The organism is Paenibacillus sp. FSL H8-0283, from assembly GCF_045040675.1.
Lineage (GTDB): Bacteria > Bacillota > Bacilli > Paenibacillales > Paenibacillaceae > Paenibacillus > Paenibacillus amylolyticus.
Genome location: NZ_CP150295.1, coordinates 2,563,315 through 2,582,122 on the forward strand (window position 1 = coordinate 2,563,315; position 18,808 = coordinate 2,582,122).

Here is an 18,808-nt window from a genome sequence, read left to right on the forward strand (position 1 = left end):
ATCACTGGAGTTTGGGGAGTGGAAAGTCTAAAAGGGGGAAGAATTGCGGTGACACAGCGGACTGCTTTGGAACAATGTTTAAACATTGTTTTATCGGACGACAAATGCACAGCCTACCTTGAATTTTCCAAAGAGGAAGAAGGCTTTGCCTGCACGATCGATGAACTTGAACAATTTGTGGCAAACAAGGGCATCAAACAAGGTGTATCGCGAGAGGCACTATTACTTTTTGTGAACAACCCTGAAACCTATTTGAAAGATAAATATAAGATTGCAGAAGGTGTCGCTCCCATTCAAGGAACAGATGGCTTCATCAAGGTCCTGGTTGGAATGGACGATACGAATGAACGACGACCACTGGAATCGGAAGATGGAACTGTCGATTACAAAGAAGTGACCCGATTAAACAATGTCCGTAGTGGTCAGATCATTGCAGAGCGGATCGCTCCTAGCGATGGCATACCAGGCAGGGCAGTAACGGGTGAGGAAATTCCTTATCGTCCGGGAAAAGAAGCTCGGTTTAAAGTTGGGAAAAACGTTGTGATTAACCCGGATGGTTCTGCGATGTATGCTGCACTGGATGGGCTGGTTACCAAAACGGACGGTAACAAACTGAATGTGTTTCCGGTTTATGAAGTCAATGGTGACGTTGACTACAATAACGGTAATATCGACTTTGTAGGCACAGTTGTCATACGAGGCAATGTACTTACCGGATTTAAAGTAAAAGCAGCAGGGGACATTCGTGTCGTCGGAGGTGTCGAAGGAGCTGAACTGGAAGCAGGCGGCTCAATCGAAATTACCGGTGGTATTATTGGTTATAACAAAGGACTGGTACAAGCAGGCCATAATGTTAAATGTACTTTCATTCAAGAAGGCAACGTAGATGCCGGTGAAGATGTTCTGGTTTCCCAAAGTATTATGCATTCTAATATTCGTGCTGGCCACGGTGTCATCTGTGCGGGAACCAAGGGTCTTATTGTTGGTGGCTCGATCCAGGCTGGTCAGAACGTCTCAGCGCGTGTTGTGGGCAACAGCATGTCCACGGTCACTTCCATTGAAGTTGGTGTGCTACCAAAGCTGCGTAACGAACTCAATGATTTGCGCAAGGAAGTCAGAGAGCAGATGGATTCCTTGGACAAAACGAAGAAAGCTTTGACATTGCTGGATCAATTAGCTGCCGCTGGACAACTAACTCCAGATAAGATGTCGATGCGAATCAAGCTGAATGCTACGCAGAAATCTGCTCTTCGTATAAGTGAAGAAACGAAAATGCGTATCTTTGAAATTGAAAAGGCACTTGAAGATACAAGTAATGCTCGTGTTGATATTCTGAAGATGATTTATGGAGGCTCTAAAATAGTTATCGGCAGATACACGAAATTTATTAAAGATCCAGTGAGTCGAATTTCATTTTATTATCACGATGGTGATATTACGATGGTTCCATACGTTTAAGTACAGCATTCAGGCACAGGAAGAAATCCATTCGAAACCGTGAGGTGAGCGTATGAGTTTCAAAGCAGTGGAGTTGCAGATTGCGGTACCACGAACAAGTGAAGCGGGACGTTATCAAAGTGAAGCCCAGCAGCGACCGATTACGGATCAGAATCTTTTGGCAGAGCAAACGTCGAAAGAAGCAAATGAAGCAAGGCAACGAAGTGAAGCAATGGACGAAACTTCACAGACTTCGGTGCGTGATGGTCATAACCATGATGGGGATCAGCAGAGTGGTTCCGATGGACAGGAGACGGCTCAGGCTCTAGAAACTGTCAAACCTGCAGAGCACCCTTACAAGGGAAAACACATAGATCTGTCTTTATAATAAATGGTTGTTATGGACATGCAGTCTTGCGCACCGATGGTTGAATCAGAAGGAGAGAACCCAATTTGTCACCATGGATCATTATTGTCATATTAGGGGCCTGCGCCATCGCCTACGCTTGTATTATGCCTCGGAAAAACAAGGCGCAAGAGCCTGGGCATCAACTGGTGCAGGAGATGGAATCTACGCTTGAACACTACATGACCGAGATCGAAAATGATAATGATGCTCTTATTCAACGTGTGGCTGAAATGAAGGGAGAAGCGACAGCAGCCGATCAACGTATGCAAATGCAACTTCAGGAATTACAGCAGCGGTTGGATCAGCTGGAACAAAGCAAAAAGAATGAACCTGTCGCATCACCTGTTTCACACTCCGGTAATGTATCCGTACAATCTTCCGAAGGTTTGCAAGCACAAGCGCTCGTGAAAAGTGTACAAGCAGAGGCGGCCCAGCAGGCGTTAGAAGCAGACCTACAGACCAGTGAAGTCGAATCTTTGCCTGGGCGTGAGTCGATTAAAGATCGATATGCGGAACTCTTTAATCTACATGCTGAAGGTAAGTCGATGGATGCCATATCCAAGCAGACAGGCATTCAGCGTGGTGAGGTACAGTTAATACTGCAACTTGCAGAACGGGAGGAAAGCTAAGTCATGGACAAGCGATCCTTATGGATTGGTCTGGGGAGCGGCATGATTATTGGTGCGGTTTTGCTTCAACTGGCCACAGTTGGACAAAATGCATTGTCGGATAGTAATCTGGACCCCGAGCAGACTGCCAATATGACCAAAGAACAGCTTGAAACGGCCGCGAAAACCTTGGATATGAAGTTGGTCGGTTCTGAAGAGGAACTATACACAGAAGCAGAGTGGGTGGCAAAGAAAAAGCAGGAGAGCAGTGAGTTGCAGGGGAGTACAGCAACACCGCCAGAGACAGCAACCTCTACGGAAACACCTACCGAGCCTGAGAAGCCACAAGAGCCTGCTACAAGTGAAGTTGAAGGGCAGAAAGAGATAACTGAGCCGAAAACAACAGAACCTGTAACGCCGAGCAATCCGAAAGGCGCAACAGTATCATTCAAAGTACGTTCAGGCAATAGTCTGGCGATCGTTGCAGCAAACCTAAAAACTGCGGGAATCGTAGATGATGCTCAAGCATTCATAAAGGCTGGCAAGGCTGAGCGAATCAATACCAAAATCCAGGTGGGTACCTATGCGCTTGAAAAAGGCGAAAGTTTCAAATCCATTATCGCAAAAATCACGAAAGAACCGTCAAACTGAGCATGCTCGGACAGGACGGTTTTTGCGTATTAAACGGTACATTTTCAAAGCTTGATAATAATTAGCGCCTGAGTTACATATCAAGTTTAAAATGATTCGATACTAGCAAAAAACGAAAAGTAGATTTTAGCTTCAAAGACTGTTGCATCGGACAGTCAGTTATGCTATATTAGATAACGGTGTTAAAACACACGCATGTGCTAATTTTGTTGAGGGTGCTTTCCTTATGGAGAGTCTTGGCGAAAAATGATGCCGGCGGAGGACACAATAAAAACCATATTAGGAGGTGTGTGAAGATGGCAGTAATCTCCATGAAGCAGCTTCTCGAAGCTGGGGTACACTTCGGTCACCAAACTCGTCGTTGGAACCCAAAAATGGATCGTTATATCTTCACTGAAAGAAACGGAATTTACATCATCGATTTGCAAAAAACGGTGAAAAAAGTCGAAGAGGCTTACAATTTCGTTAAAGGAATCGCAGGAGAGAATGGTAAAATTCTTTTCGTGGGCACTAAGAAACAAGCTCAAGATTCCGTTAAAGAAGAAGCTGAACGTGCTGGTCAATTCTACATTAACCAACGCTGGCTCGGCGGTACCCTGACTAACTTCCAAACTATTCAAAAACGTATTGATCGTTTGAAACAGTTGGAAGCTTGGGAAGAAGACGGTACATTCGCTGTATTGCCTAAAAAAGAAGTAATCTTGCTTCGCAAAGAAAAAGATCGTCTGGAGAAATTCTTGGGCGGTATTAAAAATATGAAAGGCCTGCCAAGCGCCCTGTTCATCATCGATCCACGCAAAGAGCGTATCGCTGTTGCGGAAGCTCGCAAATTGGGTATCCCAATTGTAGGTATCGTTGATACTAACTGCGATCCGGATGAGATCGATTATGTTATCCCAGGTAATGACGACGCGATCCGCGCTGTTAAATTGCTGACAGGTAAAATGGCTGATGCTGTAATCGAAGCTAACCAAGGCGAAGAAACTTCCGCTTAATAGATTCGAACATATGTTATAAACTAAATTAAAAGGGTGGTTGGCAGGTGGATAACCTCTCACTGCCCTTTTTTTAGAGTGAACGTACAATACTTAATGTTGGAGGGAATTTATAATGGCAGTTAATGCGAGTGCAGTAAAAGAACTTCGCGAAAGAACGGGCGCTGGTATGCTCGATTGCAAAAAAGCACTGGAAGAAGCAAACGGTGATGTAACAAAAGCGGCTGAATTGTTGCGTGAGAAAGGTCTTTCTGCAGCAGCAAGCAAAGCAGGCCGTGCAGCAACTGAAGGCGTTGTAGAATCTTACATCCACGCTGGTGGACGCATTGGTGTCTTGGTTGAAGTTAACTGTGAAACTGACTTCGTTGGTAAAACGGATCAATTTAAGGATTTCGTTAAAGATGTAGCTATGCAAATCGCTGCAGCTAATCCTAAATTCGTTAAACGCGAAGAAGTTCCTACAGATGAGCTGGAAAAAGAAAAAGAAATCCTGAAAGCTCAAGCTCTTAACGAAGGCAAACCAGAGAAAATCATTGAAAAAATGGTTGAAGGCCGTATCGGTAAATACTACGAAGAGTACTGCCTGATGGAACAAACTTTCGTTAAAGATCCAGACAAAACGATTTCCCAATTGCTGAACGAAAAAATCAGCCAAATTGGTGAAAACATCTCCATCCGTCGTTTCGTTCGTTACGAACTGGGTGAAGGTCTTGAGAAAAAAGTAGACAACTTTGTAGAAGAAGTAATGTCCCAAGTAAACAAATAAGACGGTTTCTATAGACCGGCGAGCAGAATTGATTTTCGAAGATATAAGAATGATGAAACTTCGAAGCGTAAACTCCCTTATATCTCAGGAAAACAGTGACTTACCGGTTAAACGTTTTTCCTAAAAGAGCGGAACACAACTGTGTTCCTTTCTTTTTAAGCAGGAGGCCATGCGCGAGAAGTTTTGTTGGTTGAACACCAAGCGTGTTCGATTCAAAGTGGAGGGTGAATAATTGGAACAGCCAGTATTTAAACGTGTTGTCTTAAAGGTCAGCGGAGAGTCTCTTTCCGGTCAAAACGGCTACGGTATTGATGCAGATACGATCTCGTCGATTGCCCAACAGGTAAAAGAGGTTGTTGCACTTGGTGTACAGGTTGCTATTGTATGTGGCGGCGGAAACATCTGGCGTGGAATTGCCGGTAGCGAAAACGGCATCGATCGTGCAACTGCCGATTATATGGGTATGCTGGCGACAGTAATGAACTCGCTGGCACTGCAAGATGCTTTGGAACAGATTGAAGTGCCTACGCGTGTACAGACATCTATTGCAATGCAACAGATTGCAGAGCCTTATATTCGTCGTAGAGCTATTCGCCATCTGGAGAAAGGCCGGGTCGTTATTTTTGCAGCAGGTACAGGTAACCCGTTCTTTTCCACGGATACAACAGCAGCACTGCGCGCAGCGGAGATTGAAGCAGAAGTTATCTTGATGGCCAAAAATAAAGTTGATGGTGTATACTCAGCAGATCCGTTTAAGGACAGTACAGCTGTGAAATTTGATCAGTTGACTTACATGGATATTCTTAACAAAGACCTTGGTGTAATGGATTCGACGGCATCCTCGCTTTGTAAGGACAACAACATTCCGTTGATCGTATTTGCCATTACGGAACAAGGTAACATCAAACGTGTTGTTCTGGGCGAACGTATCGGAACAATCGTTAAAGGGAGTGTAGATTAATGCCACAAGCGGTTAAACAACATGCCGAAGAGCGTATGGAAAAAGCAATTCAAGCATTGCGTCGTGATCTGGCTACTTTGCGTGCAGGCCGCGCAACTCCAGCTCTTCTGGACCGAATTCAGGTAGAGTATTATGGGGCAATGACGCCATTGAATCAACTCGCTAATATCAGTACTCCGGATTCCCGTACACTGATGATTCAGCCTTGGGACAAATCCTCCATGGGTGACATTGAGCGTGCCATCATGAAATCGGATCTGGGTCTTACTCCAGCCAATGATGGTAGCATGATCCGTTTGTCTATTCCGGCATTGACGGAAGAACGTAGAGCGGAACTTGTTAAGCTGACGAAGAGGTTCGGTGAAGAAGGTAAAGTAGCGATTCGTAACATTCGCCGTGATGCGAATGATGACATCAAGAAACTGGAAAAGTCAGATATTTCTGAGGATGAATCCCGGAGACATCAAGATGATATCCAAAAATCGACCGACAAGTTTATTGCTGAAGTCGATAAGGTACTCGCTGCCAAAGAAAAAGAAATCATGGAAGTGTAAGACAAGCGCAGCCCCTCCAATACGGTGGGGTTTTGTCTCTTTTTCCAAGCTTCAGATAAAGAAACTTCAGGGATTTTGGAGGAACAGGAATGATCAAACGGGTTCGGTCGTGGTGGAATGGGGCTGACAAGCAGGAAACGCTGACTATATCCGAGGACAATATCCCGCAGCACGTCGCCATCATCATGGACGGCAATGGACGATGGGCCAAACGTTTGGGACTCCCGCGTATAGCCGGGCACCAAAATGGCATGAAGGCGGTCAAACGTGCGACCATCGCGGCGGATGAACTGGGCATCAAATATCTGACGATGTACGCTTTTTCGACAGAAAACTGGACGCGTCCAAAAGAAGAAGTGGATTTTCTGATGCGACTTCCGCAAGAATTTCTAGCCATAGAGCTGGATGAACTTATAGAAAAAAATGTGCGCATTCGCATGATGGGTCAAGAGGAACATTTACCTTCTCATACCATTAATGCCTTGCGGGAAGCCATTCGTCTTACGGAACATAATACAGGTCTCGTTTTGAACTTTGCAATGAACTATGGAAGTCGTCGTGAAATGACGGACTGTGTTAAACAGATCGCTCTGCAGGTGAAATCGGGGGAACTATCGGCAGAGGACATAACACCTGAACTCATTGATAGACATATGCTGACGGTTGACATGCCTGATCCGGATCTGCTGATCCGGACGAGCGGAGAGTTGAGATTAAGCAACTTTATGCTTTGGCAGCTTGCATATAGTGAATTATGGTTTACGGATATATACTGGCCCGAATTTGGCAAAAAGCATTTGCTTGAAGCAGTAGCCGAATATCAGCGCAGAACAAGGCGTTACGGCGGTTTGAAATAGATGGAGGATGAAGCCGTTGAAACAGCGACTAACGACAGGAATCATAGCAGGTGTGTTGTTTTTAGGTTTTTGCATGCTGGGCGGACCCTGGTACCATGGTTTGGTATTGCTTATGGCTCTCATCGGTTATTATGAATTTGTTAAAATGACCGGGGTGATGCCTTTTTCAGGTGTGGCCCTGATTGGATATGCTGGTGTGTTTGCCATTGTGTTTCCTTGGGAAATGTTTTGGGAGGCAAGACCGCTATCCTTATTTCAGGTCATCTGGATAGTAATGCTTGTACTGATGACAGCTTCGGTTGTCACCAAAAATAAGGTTCCCGTGAATACAGTGGCCATGCTTTTCCTCGGCGTGTTGTATATAGGGATCGGTTTCTATTACATTGCAGAATCCAGACATCTGCATCATGGGTTGTTCTGGACGTTCCTGTTGCTGGGCTCCATATGGGCCAGTGATGCAGGAGCTTATTTTGTAGGGAAACTCATTGGTAAAAACAAACTGTGGCCTTCCATCAGTCCAAACAAGACTATAGAGGGCGCACTGGGTGGCATCGTAATTGCAATTGTTACTTCTGTTATTTTTGCATTAGTATCAGATGGTTTGCTTTCCTGGCAGAGAGCGATTGTGATCGGAATTGCCTGTGCAGTTGTAGGTCAGATGGGTGACTTGATCCAGTCTGCATACAAACGTGTATATAATATCAAGGATTCAGGCAGTCTTCTCCCAGGGCATGGAGGCATTCTTGATCGGTGCGACAGCTGGATTGTTGTTTTTCCATTCGTACATATACTAATGCTACTGCCCTACTAAAGAAGAACATGAGTCTGAGATAACAGCATTGTTCGCCGTAGGCATTGGATAATTAAAGATGAGGTGCAGCATGAAAAAAATTGCGATTCTTGGGTCAACCGGTTCCATTGGAACCCAGACACTGGATGTAGTTGACATGCATCCAGAACTCTTTCAAGTGGAGGGACTGGCTGCCGGAGGCAATACAGACCTGCTGATCGAACAAACCAAACGTTACCGGCCGAAGAAAGTATCAGTGGGGTCCAAAGAACTGGCGGAGAAGGTAGCTCCACATTTGCCAGCAGGAACGCAACTATTTTATGGCAACGAAGGACTCGTAGAAGTTGCGGCAGGAACCGATGCGCATACGGTTGTTACAGCGGTGGTGGGCAGTGTTGGATTGGAGTCAACGCTGGCTGCCATAGACGCAGGCAAACAGATCGGACTGGCTAACAAGGAGACATTGGTTACAGCGGGGCATATTGTTACGACAAGAGCGGCTGCCAAAGGAGTCTCTTTACTGCCCGTTGATAGTGAGCACTCTGCGATATTCCAATGTTTAAATGGTGAAAACAGAGAACGCCTGACAGGCATCACGCTCACCGCTTCAGGTGGATCATTCCGTGATCTTACCCGTGAACAGTTGAAGAACGTGACTATAGAGGATGCGCTTAAACATCCGAATTGGTCAATGGGCTCCAAAATCACGATAGACTCGGCAACGATGGTTAACAAGGGTCTTGAGGTCATTGAAGCACATTGGTTATTTGGTCTTCGATATGATCAGATTAATGTATTGCTTCACCCAGAGAGTGTTATTCATTCATATGTGGAATTTGATGACACAAGCATCATCGCACAACTGGGGAATCCGGATATGCGAGTTCCAATTCAATATGCACTGACTTACCCTGACCGCTTGCCATCACCGGCACAGCGTCTGTCTCTTGCTCAAGCTGGGAAATTACATTTCCGTGATATGGATATGGAACGGTTCCCGTGTTTAAGAATGGCGTATGAGTGTGGTAAAATGGGAGGAACCGCAACAACGGCGTTTAATGCAGCCAACGAGGTTGCTGTAGCCCGTTTCTTGCGTAAAGAGATTTCATTCCTTAAAATAGAAGATATTATTGCTTCTGTGCTGGAAGCACACCACAATGTGGACGAGCCTGATCTGCAGGAGATCGCGCGTTGTGATCAGGAGAGCCGTAAGCTTGCGGCGAGTCTGTAATCTCTTTTTTCATAACAAATTGGAAGAAGTGATTCTCTTGTGCGGCATCAGAGAATAATGATAATCTAGAGGGACAGACTGCGGTATGTGCCGTGAAGGAGGATGGATAGGGATTGGAAACCATACAAGTGGTATTTCTAACGGTGCTCATGTTCTTTGTCATCGTGACGGTTCATGAATGGGGGCATTATTATTTTGCCAAACGCGCCGGTATTCTTGTACGGGAGTTTGCGATCGGTTTTGGTCCCAAATTGTTCTCATATAAAAGAAACGAAACCCAGTTTACATTGCGTTTGTTGCCTTTTGGTGGATATGCACGGATGGCAGGGGAAGATCCGGAACTGGTAGAGATCCAGGAAGGACAGACCATTGCGGTAAGATCAGCGGATGACCAGGTGAAGATGATCTATCTGGACCAGCTGGATAACCGTAAAAATGTAATACGTGGTGAAGTCATCTCCATTGATATGGAGAGAGCGCTGAAGCTTCAACTCGATGTAGATGGAGAGATTCAGGAGTATCGTATTCATCCTCAAGCAATGTTGGTAAGTCGTGGTAAACAAACGCAGATTGCACCGAAAGATCGTCAATTCGGCAGCAAAACTGTTGGACAGCGTGCATTGGCTATTTTTGCGGGCCCACTCATGAACTTTATCTTGGCCTTTGTGCTGTTTGCTGTATATGCGCAGATGGCAGGAGTTCCAGTGGAAAATCCAAAAAATCTTGTAATTGGTGAAGTGGTTGAAGGTGGGGCAGCCGATCAGGCAAACCTGCAAAAGGGCGATATTATCGAAACAATCAATGGTACTGCAATTGGTACGGATTCACAAAAAATGGTGTCGATGATTGCCGATTCCAAAGACAAGCCGATGGAATGGACGCTGCGCCGGGGTTCGGATACGTTTAATATAACGATTACTCCACGTGCTGTAGAAGGACAAGAGGGCGGTAAAGTGGGAATCGTACCTACGTTACCAACCCGATCTGTTGGATTTGTAGAGACATTTAAAGTCTCAGGCGTGGCCATGGTTGATACAACCAAAATAATATTTGAAGGATTTAAACATCTGATCAATCAGTTCAACATGGATGATATCGGTGGTCCAGTTCGCACATTTGAAGTGACAGGACAAATTGCTAAACAAGGGATTGAACAGTTAACGAGATGGGCAGCGATTTTGAGTCTTTACCTTGGGATTTTCAACCTGCTACCAATACCTGCACTGGACGGCAGTCGTCTGGTATTTTTGGGAATTGAAGCGCTGCGCGGCAGACCTGTTGATCCCAATCGCGAAGGCATGGTGCATTTCGTCGGATTTGCGATGTTGTTTGTGTTGATGCTGGCAGTAACTTACAATGATATATTACGTTTAATTAACGGATAATTACGGTTGGACTACGCTCTGTACATTCAGAGATAGTCGTTATGGGAGGACGCTGGAGTCTTATGTCAAAGGAAAATGATAAACAGTTCGTGACTGAAATCACACCACAGGGTGAGGATTTCTCACGCTGGTACATTGATGTTATCAAAAAAGCTGATCTCATGGACTATGCACCCGTACGCGGTTGTATTGTGTTCAAACCAGACGGATTTGAAATCTGGGAACATATTAAGGATGAGTTGGATCGTCGTTTCCGGGAAACGGGTCATCGCAACGCATACTTCCCGATGTTCATTCCTGAGAGCTTCTTTCAAAAGGAAAAAGAGCACGTGGAAGGTTTTAACCCTGAATTACCATGGGTAACGGAAGCTGGCGGAGAGAAGCTGGAAGAACGTCTGGCAATCCGTCCTACATCCGAAACGATTATTGGTCACATGTATTCCAAGTGGATTCAGTCTTATCGTGATCTTCCGGTACTGATCAACCAGTGGGCTAACGTAGTTCGTTGGGAAAAAAGAACGTTGCCTTTCCTTCGCACAAGTGAGTTCCTGTGGCAGGAAGGTCATACAGCGCATGAGACGGAAGAAGAAGCACGTGAAGAAACGATGAAAATGCTGGAGATTTATCGTGAAGTGGTTGAGGAATACTTGGCTATTCCTGTAATTGTGGGTCAGAAAACCAAGTCCGAGAAGTTTGCGGGTGCGGTGGATACCTACTCGATCGAAGCCATGATGAAGGATGGACGTGCAGTACAAGCAGGTACATCTCACTACATGGGGACGAACTTTGCAAAAGCATTTGAAATCCAGTATCTTAGCCGGAATAATGTGCTGGAGCTGGCTTACACTACTTCATGGGGAGTAAGCACACGTTTGATCGGTGCATTAATTATGGTTCATGGAGATGACCGTGGTCTCGTACTTCCTCCTAAAGTCGCACCTACTCAAGTGGTCATGATTCCAATTGGACCTCCTAAAACACGTGATGCTGTTGTTGGGCGTGCAGATGAGTTGTTCACTGAGTTGAAAAAAGCTGGAGTCCGTGTGAAAATGGATGATCGCAGCGATGTTCGCCCAGGTTGGAAATTCAATGAATACGAGATGCGCGGTGTTCCGATTCGTCTGGAGATTGGTCCACGTGATATGGAAAATGGCGTTTGTGTACTCGTATCACGGATCACAGGTGAGAAGAAAGTGGTAGAACAAGCAAACTTGGTAGAAGAGATCCAGGCTATGCTGACACAGATCCAGGTAGATATGTTAGAGCGTGCTCGCACATTTATGTCGGATAACTTCTACTCCGTGGATACACTCGATGAGATGAAAGAACTGATGGAAAATAAACGCGGGTTTACACTGGCCGGATGGTGCGGTTCGGAAACTTGCGAAGATAAAGTAAGAGAAGTCACAGGTGCAACAAGCCGGAACATTCCGTTCCAGCCTGCGGAAGAAAAGCATACGTGCCTGGCTTGTGGTGAACAGGCAGAACACACGGTTGTGTTTGCAAGAGCATACTAAGTCAGGATCACTTGACTATATACATTGAACTAAACATTTACATGAGAACGTAGAGAACAGAAATAACCTGAAGAAGCGGAGCTAAAAGCTTTCTGAAAGAAAGCTACATCGGAAGCATACACTGCGCCTTTATCCCCGGATTTTCCCCTTTGTAAATGGGAATCAAAAAATCTGGGGGTAACAGCGATCGGAAGGTTGTTCTGTTATCGGAGTGGTAAGTGTAAATATCTTTTTGTTCAATGTATATAATGGCACGTACGGACTGTAAGAGTAATGAATGGAGAGCTTCTGTCGGATAAAATGAGTCGGTGCGAGTTCGGATCGGTGACATTTTTGAATGCAGGGGCTTTTCATGCTTTAAGGGGGTACAAGGAGGAACACGATGAGCGGATTCGAGGAGAAAAGAAAACGGTTTGAGTTGTTGATGAAACAGGCAGAGCTTCCGGCTGGTCTGTTAGAGCCCTATTTTTTGGATGGATGGATTGAACAAGTAGAGACCAATCGAAGTAATCGGGATTGGAATATTCTGATTGCAAAGGATACGTTGGTACCCGCTCCAATCTATCGCACATTTTGCCTGCATATCCAAGAGAAAATGAATCATATCGCCAAAATTTCATTTGGCTTCAAATACACGGACCAAGTACAAAATGGTGATATCGTCAGTGAATATTGGAATCTCTTTCTGGAGTGGGTTACCCGTGAGATTCCATCTGTAAATGGTTGGATGAACCGGACAACCTTTGAATGTGAAGAGGATCTCCTACAACTGACAATGAGTGATGCAACGTCGATGGAATTGGCTCGTAAGAAACAGATTGATCAGGCTATTACGAAATTCTATGAAAAATACTTTCATCTACCTCTTCGCATCAAGATGCAAGTGGGTGAAGTGGGAAGCAATAAAGAGGCCATGGAACAGTTCCAAGCCCAAAAACGTGTAGAAGAACTTGAGGTCATCGAGAAGATGATGAGTGAAGTGGACACAGAAATCCCGGTGGATGAGGAGCAGGGTGATCTGCGATTACAAATGGGTTATGACATCAAGGAACCTGCAGTACCCATGCAGGAAATCCAGGATGAAGAGAAAAAGGTCACGCTTCAAGGTTCGGTCTTTGGTCTGGATCGTAAAGAACTGCGAAACGGAAATACGTTGTTTACCTTCTACCTGACCGACTTCACGGACTCCATGCAAATGAAGATGTTTGCCAAAACAAAAGAGGACGTTAAAATTCTTAGTTTGCTGGCTAACGGTAAATGGGTGAAAGTGCGTGGTCGTGTAGAGTATGACCGGTTTATGCAAATTCCTGAACTGGCCATGATTCCATCGGACCTGATTGAAGTTAAAGCACCCCCGTCTCGTAAAGATAATGCACCAGAGAAGCGGGTGGAGTTCCATTTGCACTCTACGATGAGTACGATGGATGCTGTAACTTCAATCGACAAATACGTGAAAATGGCAGCAGAGTGGGGACATAAGGCGATTGCAGTCACTGATCATGGTGGGGTGCAGGTATATCCCGAGGCTTCCAAGGCTGCTAAGAAAAACGGGATTAAAATGATCTACGGCCTCGAGGCCAATGTCGTGAATGACTCTGTTGCCGTTGTAATGGCTCCTCAGCCATTGGATCTCCAAACAGCAACATACATCGTATTTGATATCGAGACCACAGGTTTGTCGGTAACACAGAACAAAATCATTGAGATTGCAGCAGTGAAGATGCAAGATGGTAAAGAAATCGACCGGTTTGCAACATTTGTGAATCCGCATGAACGCATTCCCTACAACATTCAGCAGTTGACCAATATTAATGATGACATGGTAAAAGACGCACCTGAGCTGGAGCCTGTCATTCGTGAGTTTGTGCAGTTTGCTGGTGATGGTGTGCTTGTTGCGCATAATGCACGTTTTGATATGGGCTTTATCCAGGCTTCCCTGAAGCAAATTGGAATGCCAGAGCTTCCTAACCCTGTCCTTGACACGTTGGAACTGGCGCGATTGTTATTTCCAAAAAATAAGAACCACCGTCTGAATACGATGGCAGATAAATATAAGGTTGGACTTGAAAGTCATCACCGTGCCATTGATGATACGATTGCACTCGCGGGTATACTGATCGGATTATTAAATGATGCTGCTCAGATGAAAGGTTTAACGAGGCTTGATCGCTTGAACGATTATGTAGGTGTCGACTTGTCGAATACAAGACCTTTCCATTGTGGAATCTATGCATTGAATGATGTCGGTAAGAAAAATCTATACAAGCTGGTATCTCTCTCTCATACGGAACATTTCAAGCGGGTACCGTGCATTCCCAAATCGAAACTGATTAATTTGCGTGAAGGCCTTGTTATTATATCGGGCTGTGAAAAAGGGGAGTTTTTCGAAGCGGTGCTTAACAAATCGCTCGAAGAAGCGGAAGAGATCGCTGAGTTTTATGACATACTGGAGATTCAACCACTTACCATGTATATGCATTTGGTGGATAAAGGGTTGGTGGCTACACCCGAAGAAATCAAAACAGCGATCCGTAAAGTCATTGATATAGGCGCAAAATTTAATAAACCAGTTATAGCCACAGGTAACGTGCACTATTTGGAACCGCGTGACAAGTTATATAGGGATATCACCATTCACGGAATTACAGGTTTTAGTCCACTCAAAGATCAACGTAAACCGGATGCACATTTCAGAACGACAGAGGAAATGCTGGAAGAGTTCCAGTTCCTGGGCCAAGATAAAGCTTACGAAGTCGTTGTTACAAATACGGTGGAGTTATCTGATCGTTTTGAGGAAATTAAGTTATTCCCGGACAAACTGTTTACTCCGATTCTGGAAGGTGCGGACGAAGAAATCCGTAATACCTGTTATGACACTGCAAAGTCCATCTATGGCGAGGAATTACCAGAAGTAATCGTGGCACGACTAGAAAAAGAGCTCATTCCAATTATTAAATACGGTTTTTCTGCCAACTATCTGATCTCGGAACGCTTGGTTAAAAAATCGAATCAGGATGGTTATCTCGTAGGTTCGCGGGGATCGGTAGGCTCCTCTGTTGTTGCTACATTTTTGGGTATATCCGAGGTTAATCCACTACCTGCTCATTATATTTGTGTGAATTCAGAATGCAAACACAGCGAGTGGTTCCTGGACGGCAGTGTTCGGAGTGGATTTGACCTTCCAGAGAAAGAGTGTCCGGATTGTGGTGGCACACTTAAAGGAGAAGGCCAGGATATTCCGTTTGAGACCTTCCTTGGATTTAAGGGAGATAAAGTTCCCGATATTGACTTGAACTTCTCTGGTGATTATCAGCCTCATGCTCATAACTATACGAAAGTACTATTTAGTGAGAAGAGTGTTTTCCGTGCGGGGACCATCGGTACGGTGGCTGAGAAAACAGCATTTGGTTTTGCCAAGAAGTACGAGGAACATCATCAGAAGAAATGGCGTGGAGCTGAATTGAATCGTTTGGCCTCTGGCTGTACTGGGGTGAAACGGAGTACTGGACAGCATCCCGGCGGTATTGTCGTAGTACCTGATTATATCGAGGTCGAAGATGTTACACCTGTTCAGTTTCCGGCTGACGACGTTAATGCGGAGTGGAAAACCACACACTTTGATTATCATGCTTTTGAAGAAAACTTGCTGAAACTTGATATTCTGGGGCACGATGATCCAACTATGATGCGGATGTTACAGGATTTGACAGGGGTCGATCCAACGACCATTCCGATGAATGATCCCAAAGTCATGAGCATGTTTAACTCAACCGACGCTCTGGGTGTTACACCGGAACAGATTAGGTCGCCAGTCGCGACGTTTGGCGTGCCAGAGATGGGAACGAAGTTTGTACGTCAGATGCTTGTTGAATCCCAGCCGACGTCTTTTGCCGATTTACTGCAGATTTCCGGATTGTCCCATGGTACAGGGGTATGGCTTGGAAACGCTCAGGATCTGATTAAGAACGGAACGTGTAACATTAAGACGGTAATTGGTTGTCGGGATGATATCATGTTATTTCTGATCTATAAAACGGGAATGGACGCAAGTCTGGCATTTAAGATTACCGAGAGTGTTCGTAAGGGACGGGGCCTACCACAGGAATGGATTGACGAGATGAAGAATTGTAAAGTGCCTCAATGGTACATTGATTCGTGTCTCAAAATCCAGTACATGTTCCCGAAGGCTCACGCGGCCGCTTATGTTATTTCGGCAGTACGTACGGCGTTCTTCAAGCTGTATCATCCGATTGAATATTACGCAACTTACTTTACCGTTCGGGCGGATGAGATTGATATCGAACTGATGTGTCAGGGATATGACGCGATCTATCGCAAAATTACGGAAATTGAGCAATTAGGTTTCCAGGCACCTCCAAAAGAGAAAAACATGTTACCTGTTCTGGAAATGGGTCTGGAAATGGCAGCACGCGGATTCTCGCTGAAATCCATTGACTTATACCGTTCGGAAGCGACAAAGTTCATCGTTGACGGAAAAACACTAATCCCTCCATTTTCAGCTTTGGCAGGAATCGGGGATAATGCTGCTCGCAATATCGCTGCGGCAAGAGATCATGGTGAATTCCTGTCGGTGGAAGACTTCCAGCAGAAGTCGAAAGCAAGTAAGACCATTGTTGAACTCCTGTCGAATATGGGATGTTTCCGTGGCTTGCCAGAGAGCAATCAGCTTTCCCTTTTCTAGGATTGAATTTGGATCTAACCATAGCGATTGTTGGGGGAACGTAATTTTTCCTTCATTAGTAAGTAAATTGCCTGAAGCATCGCTTACTTGTCACTATTACCAGACTATGTTATAATTTTTGAAGTGAACGAGATAGTACGAATTTCTAAAGAGTGGGGAAACCCACTCTTTAGTCTTTGGTATACAAGAATCTTGGGTATTGAATAATCTGCCAGTGCTTTTTTGCTGGTGTAACCTAAGTTGGAGGTTATTGGTTTTGAGCACAACGAACATTAAATCTACCGTGGAAGAAATGATCCAACCCTACTTGAACGAACAAGGCTTCGAGCTGGTTGACATCGAATACGTCAAAGAAGGCAGCAACTGGTTTTTACGGGTGTATGTCGACAAAGAGGGTGGCATCGACATCGACGATTGTGTCTTGATCAGCGAAAAGCTGAGCGCCAAGCTGGATGAGAACGATCCGATTCCAACCATCTATTTCCTTGAAGTGTCTTCTCCCGGTGCGGAGCGTCCACTGAAAAAACCTGAGGACGTTACCAAAGCTGTAGGCAAAAATGTTTTTGTTACAACCTACGAGCCGGTGAACGGATTGAAGGAATTTGAAGGCAAGCTGCTTTCCTTTGATGACGAGGAACTCGTGATTGAAGCAGGTAAAAAACAGCATGCCATTTCTTATGATAAGGTTGCCAGTGCGCGCCTAGCTATTTTGTTTTAAGTGCCTTGTTCACTTTATTAATGAAAAAGACACATCTCACGATAACGGCAAGGTGCTCATGAGTTCAGAGCCTTTCGCCGTTTTACGTATGAGATGCCATGTTTGAAAGGGGGATCAACATTCATGAGTATGGATTTTATTGAAGCAATGAATGAATTGGAACGGGAAAAAGGGATCAGCAAGGATGTGCTGTTTGAAGCGATCGAGGCTGCACTAATTTCCAGCTACAAGCGGAATTTCAACACGGCCCAGAATGTGCGTGTTGACATGAACCGTAATACGGGAGTTATTCGGGTGTATGCCCGTAAATTGATCGTGGAAGAAGTCCTGGATTCACGTACCGAAATTTCATTGCCTGCTGCACGAGAAATCAACCCACACTTCCAGTTGGAAGATATTGCGGAGATTGAAGTTACGCCGCGTGATTTCGGACGTATCGCGGCACAAACTGCCAAACAGGTAGTGACCCAGCGGATTCGTGAAGCCGAACGCGGCCTGATCTACAACGCTTTCGTAGATAAGGAAGAAGATATCGTTACGGGAGTGGTGCAGCGTCAGGATTTGCGCAATATCTACATCGATCTGGGCAAAATCGAAGCGGCTTTACCGCTGACCGAATTGATGCCGAACGAGAAGTTTGTTCATGGTGACCGTATTAAGGCGTATATCACCAAGGTCGAGAATACGACAAAAGGGCCGCAAATCATTTTGTCCCGTACCCATCCGGGCCTCTTGAAACGTCTCTTTGAACTGGAAGTGCCTGAGATCTTTGACGGTGTAGTTGAAATTCGCTCCGTCGCTCGCGAAGCAGGGTTCCGCTCCAAGATTGCCGTTCACTCCCGCAACGAGGAAGTTGATCCAGTTGGATCTTGTGTAGGTCCTAGGGGAATGCGCGTGCAGACCATTGTGGGTGAGCTGCGCGGTGAAAAAATCGACATCGTTCGTTTCTCCGATCAGGTAGACGAATATGTTGCTAATGCACTGAGTCCTTCCAAAGTATTGGAAGTTCATGTATTTGAGGAAGAAAAGATGGCTCGGGTTATCGTTCCGGACTATCAACTGTCCCTCGCAATTGGTATCAAAGGCCAAAATGCCAGATTGGCAGCCAAATTAACCGGCTGGAAAATCGACATTAAGAGCGAGAGCCAGGCGGAACAGGAATTCGGCAGAGAAAAAGATTCTTCTTCTGAAATGCATCAGGATTCCGTCTCCGTCGACTAAAGTAAA

At 45.2% G+C, this 18,808-nt stretch carries 16 protein-coding genes; all 16 read left to right on the plus strand.

Annotated features, from left to right (window positions below; all coding sequences use genetic code 11):
- The first annotated feature begins 48 nt into the window (after positions 1 to 48).
- The 16 genes from MHI52_RS11650 to nusA all read left to right on the plus strand — a co-directional run bounded on the left by MHI52_RS11650 (position 49) and on the right by nusA (position 18,802).
- Entirely contained in the window at positions 49 to 1,458 is a 1,410-nt protein-coding gene (locus tag MHI52_RS11650) for a DUF342 domain-containing protein (RefSeq protein WP_076249810.1), read from the plus strand.
- Positions 1,459 to 1,510: 52 nt separating this feature from the next.
- Positions 1,511 to 1,825 carry a hypothetical protein gene (locus MHI52_RS11655; protein ID WP_405159046.1) on the plus strand — a complete coding sequence of 105 codons (315 nt, stop codon included), beginning with the start codon at positions 1,511 to 1,513 and terminating at the stop codon, positions 1,823 to 1,825.
- A 65-nt stretch (positions 1,826 to 1,890) separates the two neighbouring features.
- Positions 1,891 to 2,475, plus strand: coding sequence for a hypothetical protein (locus MHI52_RS11660; protein ID WP_405159047.1), 585 nt, complete (start codon positions 1,891 to 1,893; stop codon positions 2,473 to 2,475).
- Between the two features lie 3 nt (positions 2,476 to 2,478).
- On the plus strand, positions 2,479 to 3,105 hold the full coding sequence (locus MHI52_RS11665) for an endolytic transglycosylase MltG (protein WP_036609328.1): 627 nt from the start codon (positions 2,479 to 2,481) through the stop codon (positions 3,103 to 3,105).
- A 296-nt stretch (positions 3,106 to 3,401) separates the two neighbouring features.
- Complete coding sequence (gene rpsB / locus MHI52_RS11670) at positions 3,402 to 4,100, plus strand: 30S ribosomal protein S2 (RefSeq protein WP_017689155.1); 699 nt, start codon at positions 3,402 to 3,404, stop codon at positions 4,098 to 4,100.
- 115 nt (positions 4,101 to 4,215) lie between these two features.
- On the plus strand, positions 4,216 to 4,866 hold the full coding sequence (gene tsf / locus MHI52_RS11675; RefSeq protein WP_017689154.1) for a translation elongation factor Ts: 651 nt from the start codon (positions 4,216 to 4,218) through the stop codon (positions 4,864 to 4,866).
- Between the two features lie 232 nt (positions 4,867 to 5,098).
- Positions 5,099 to 5,827, plus strand: a complete 729-nt coding sequence (gene pyrH / locus MHI52_RS11680; protein WP_017689153.1) for a UMP kinase — start codon at positions 5,099 to 5,101, stop codon at positions 5,825 to 5,827.
- Entirely contained in the window at positions 5,827 to 6,381 is a 555-nt protein-coding gene (gene frr, locus MHI52_RS11685) for a ribosome recycling factor (protein WP_405159048.1), read from the plus strand. The genes pyrH and frr overlap by 1 nt, the downstream gene beginning before the upstream one ends.
- 89 nt (positions 6,382 to 6,470) lie before the next feature.
- Entirely contained in the window at positions 6,471 to 7,238 is a 768-nt protein-coding gene (locus MHI52_RS11690; protein ID WP_017689151.1) for an isoprenyl transferase, read from the plus strand.
- A 16-nt stretch (positions 7,239 to 7,254) separates the two neighbouring features.
- Positions 7,255 to 8,049 carry a phosphatidate cytidylyltransferase gene (locus MHI52_RS11695; protein ID WP_036670385.1) on the plus strand — a complete coding sequence of 265 codons (795 nt, stop codon included), beginning with the start codon at positions 7,255 to 7,257 and terminating at the stop codon, positions 8,047 to 8,049.
- 70 nt (positions 8,050 to 8,119) lie between these two features.
- On the plus strand, positions 8,120 to 9,259 hold the full coding sequence (locus MHI52_RS11700) for a 1-deoxy-D-xylulose-5-phosphate reductoisomerase (RefSeq protein ID WP_340982836.1): 1,140 nt from the start codon (positions 8,120 to 8,122) through the stop codon (positions 9,257 to 9,259).
- Positions 9,260 to 9,372: 113 nt separating this feature from the next.
- Positions 9,373 to 10,644 carry an RIP metalloprotease RseP gene (gene rseP / locus MHI52_RS11705; RefSeq protein WP_315371350.1) on the plus strand — a complete coding sequence of 424 codons (1,272 nt, stop codon included), beginning with the start codon at positions 9,373 to 9,375 and terminating at the stop codon, positions 10,642 to 10,644.
- A gap of 62 nt (positions 10,645 to 10,706) precedes the next feature.
- Positions 10,707 to 12,161: a proline--tRNA ligase gene (gene proS / locus MHI52_RS11710; protein ID WP_074094579.1), complete on the plus strand. Its 1,455-nt coding sequence runs from the start codon at positions 10,707 to 10,709 to the stop codon at positions 12,159 to 12,161.
- Between the two features lie 382 nt (positions 12,162 to 12,543).
- Positions 12,544 to 16,863, plus strand: coding sequence for a PolC-type DNA polymerase III (locus tag MHI52_RS11715; RefSeq protein WP_339286437.1), 4,320 nt, complete (start codon positions 12,544 to 12,546; stop codon positions 16,861 to 16,863).
- Positions 16,864 to 17,119: 256 nt separating this feature from the next.
- On the plus strand, positions 17,120 to 17,581 hold the full coding sequence (gene rimP, locus MHI52_RS11720) for a ribosome maturation factor RimP (RefSeq protein ID WP_047842499.1): 462 nt from the start codon (positions 17,120 to 17,122) through the stop codon (positions 17,579 to 17,581).
- Positions 17,582 to 17,704: 123 nt separating this feature from the next.
- Positions 17,705 to 18,802 carry a transcription termination factor NusA gene (nusA, locus tag MHI52_RS11725; protein WP_047842500.1) on the plus strand — a complete coding sequence of 366 codons (1,098 nt, stop codon included), beginning with the start codon at positions 17,705 to 17,707 and terminating at the stop codon, positions 18,800 to 18,802.
- The last annotated feature ends 6 nt before the right edge of the window (positions 18,803 to 18,808 follow it).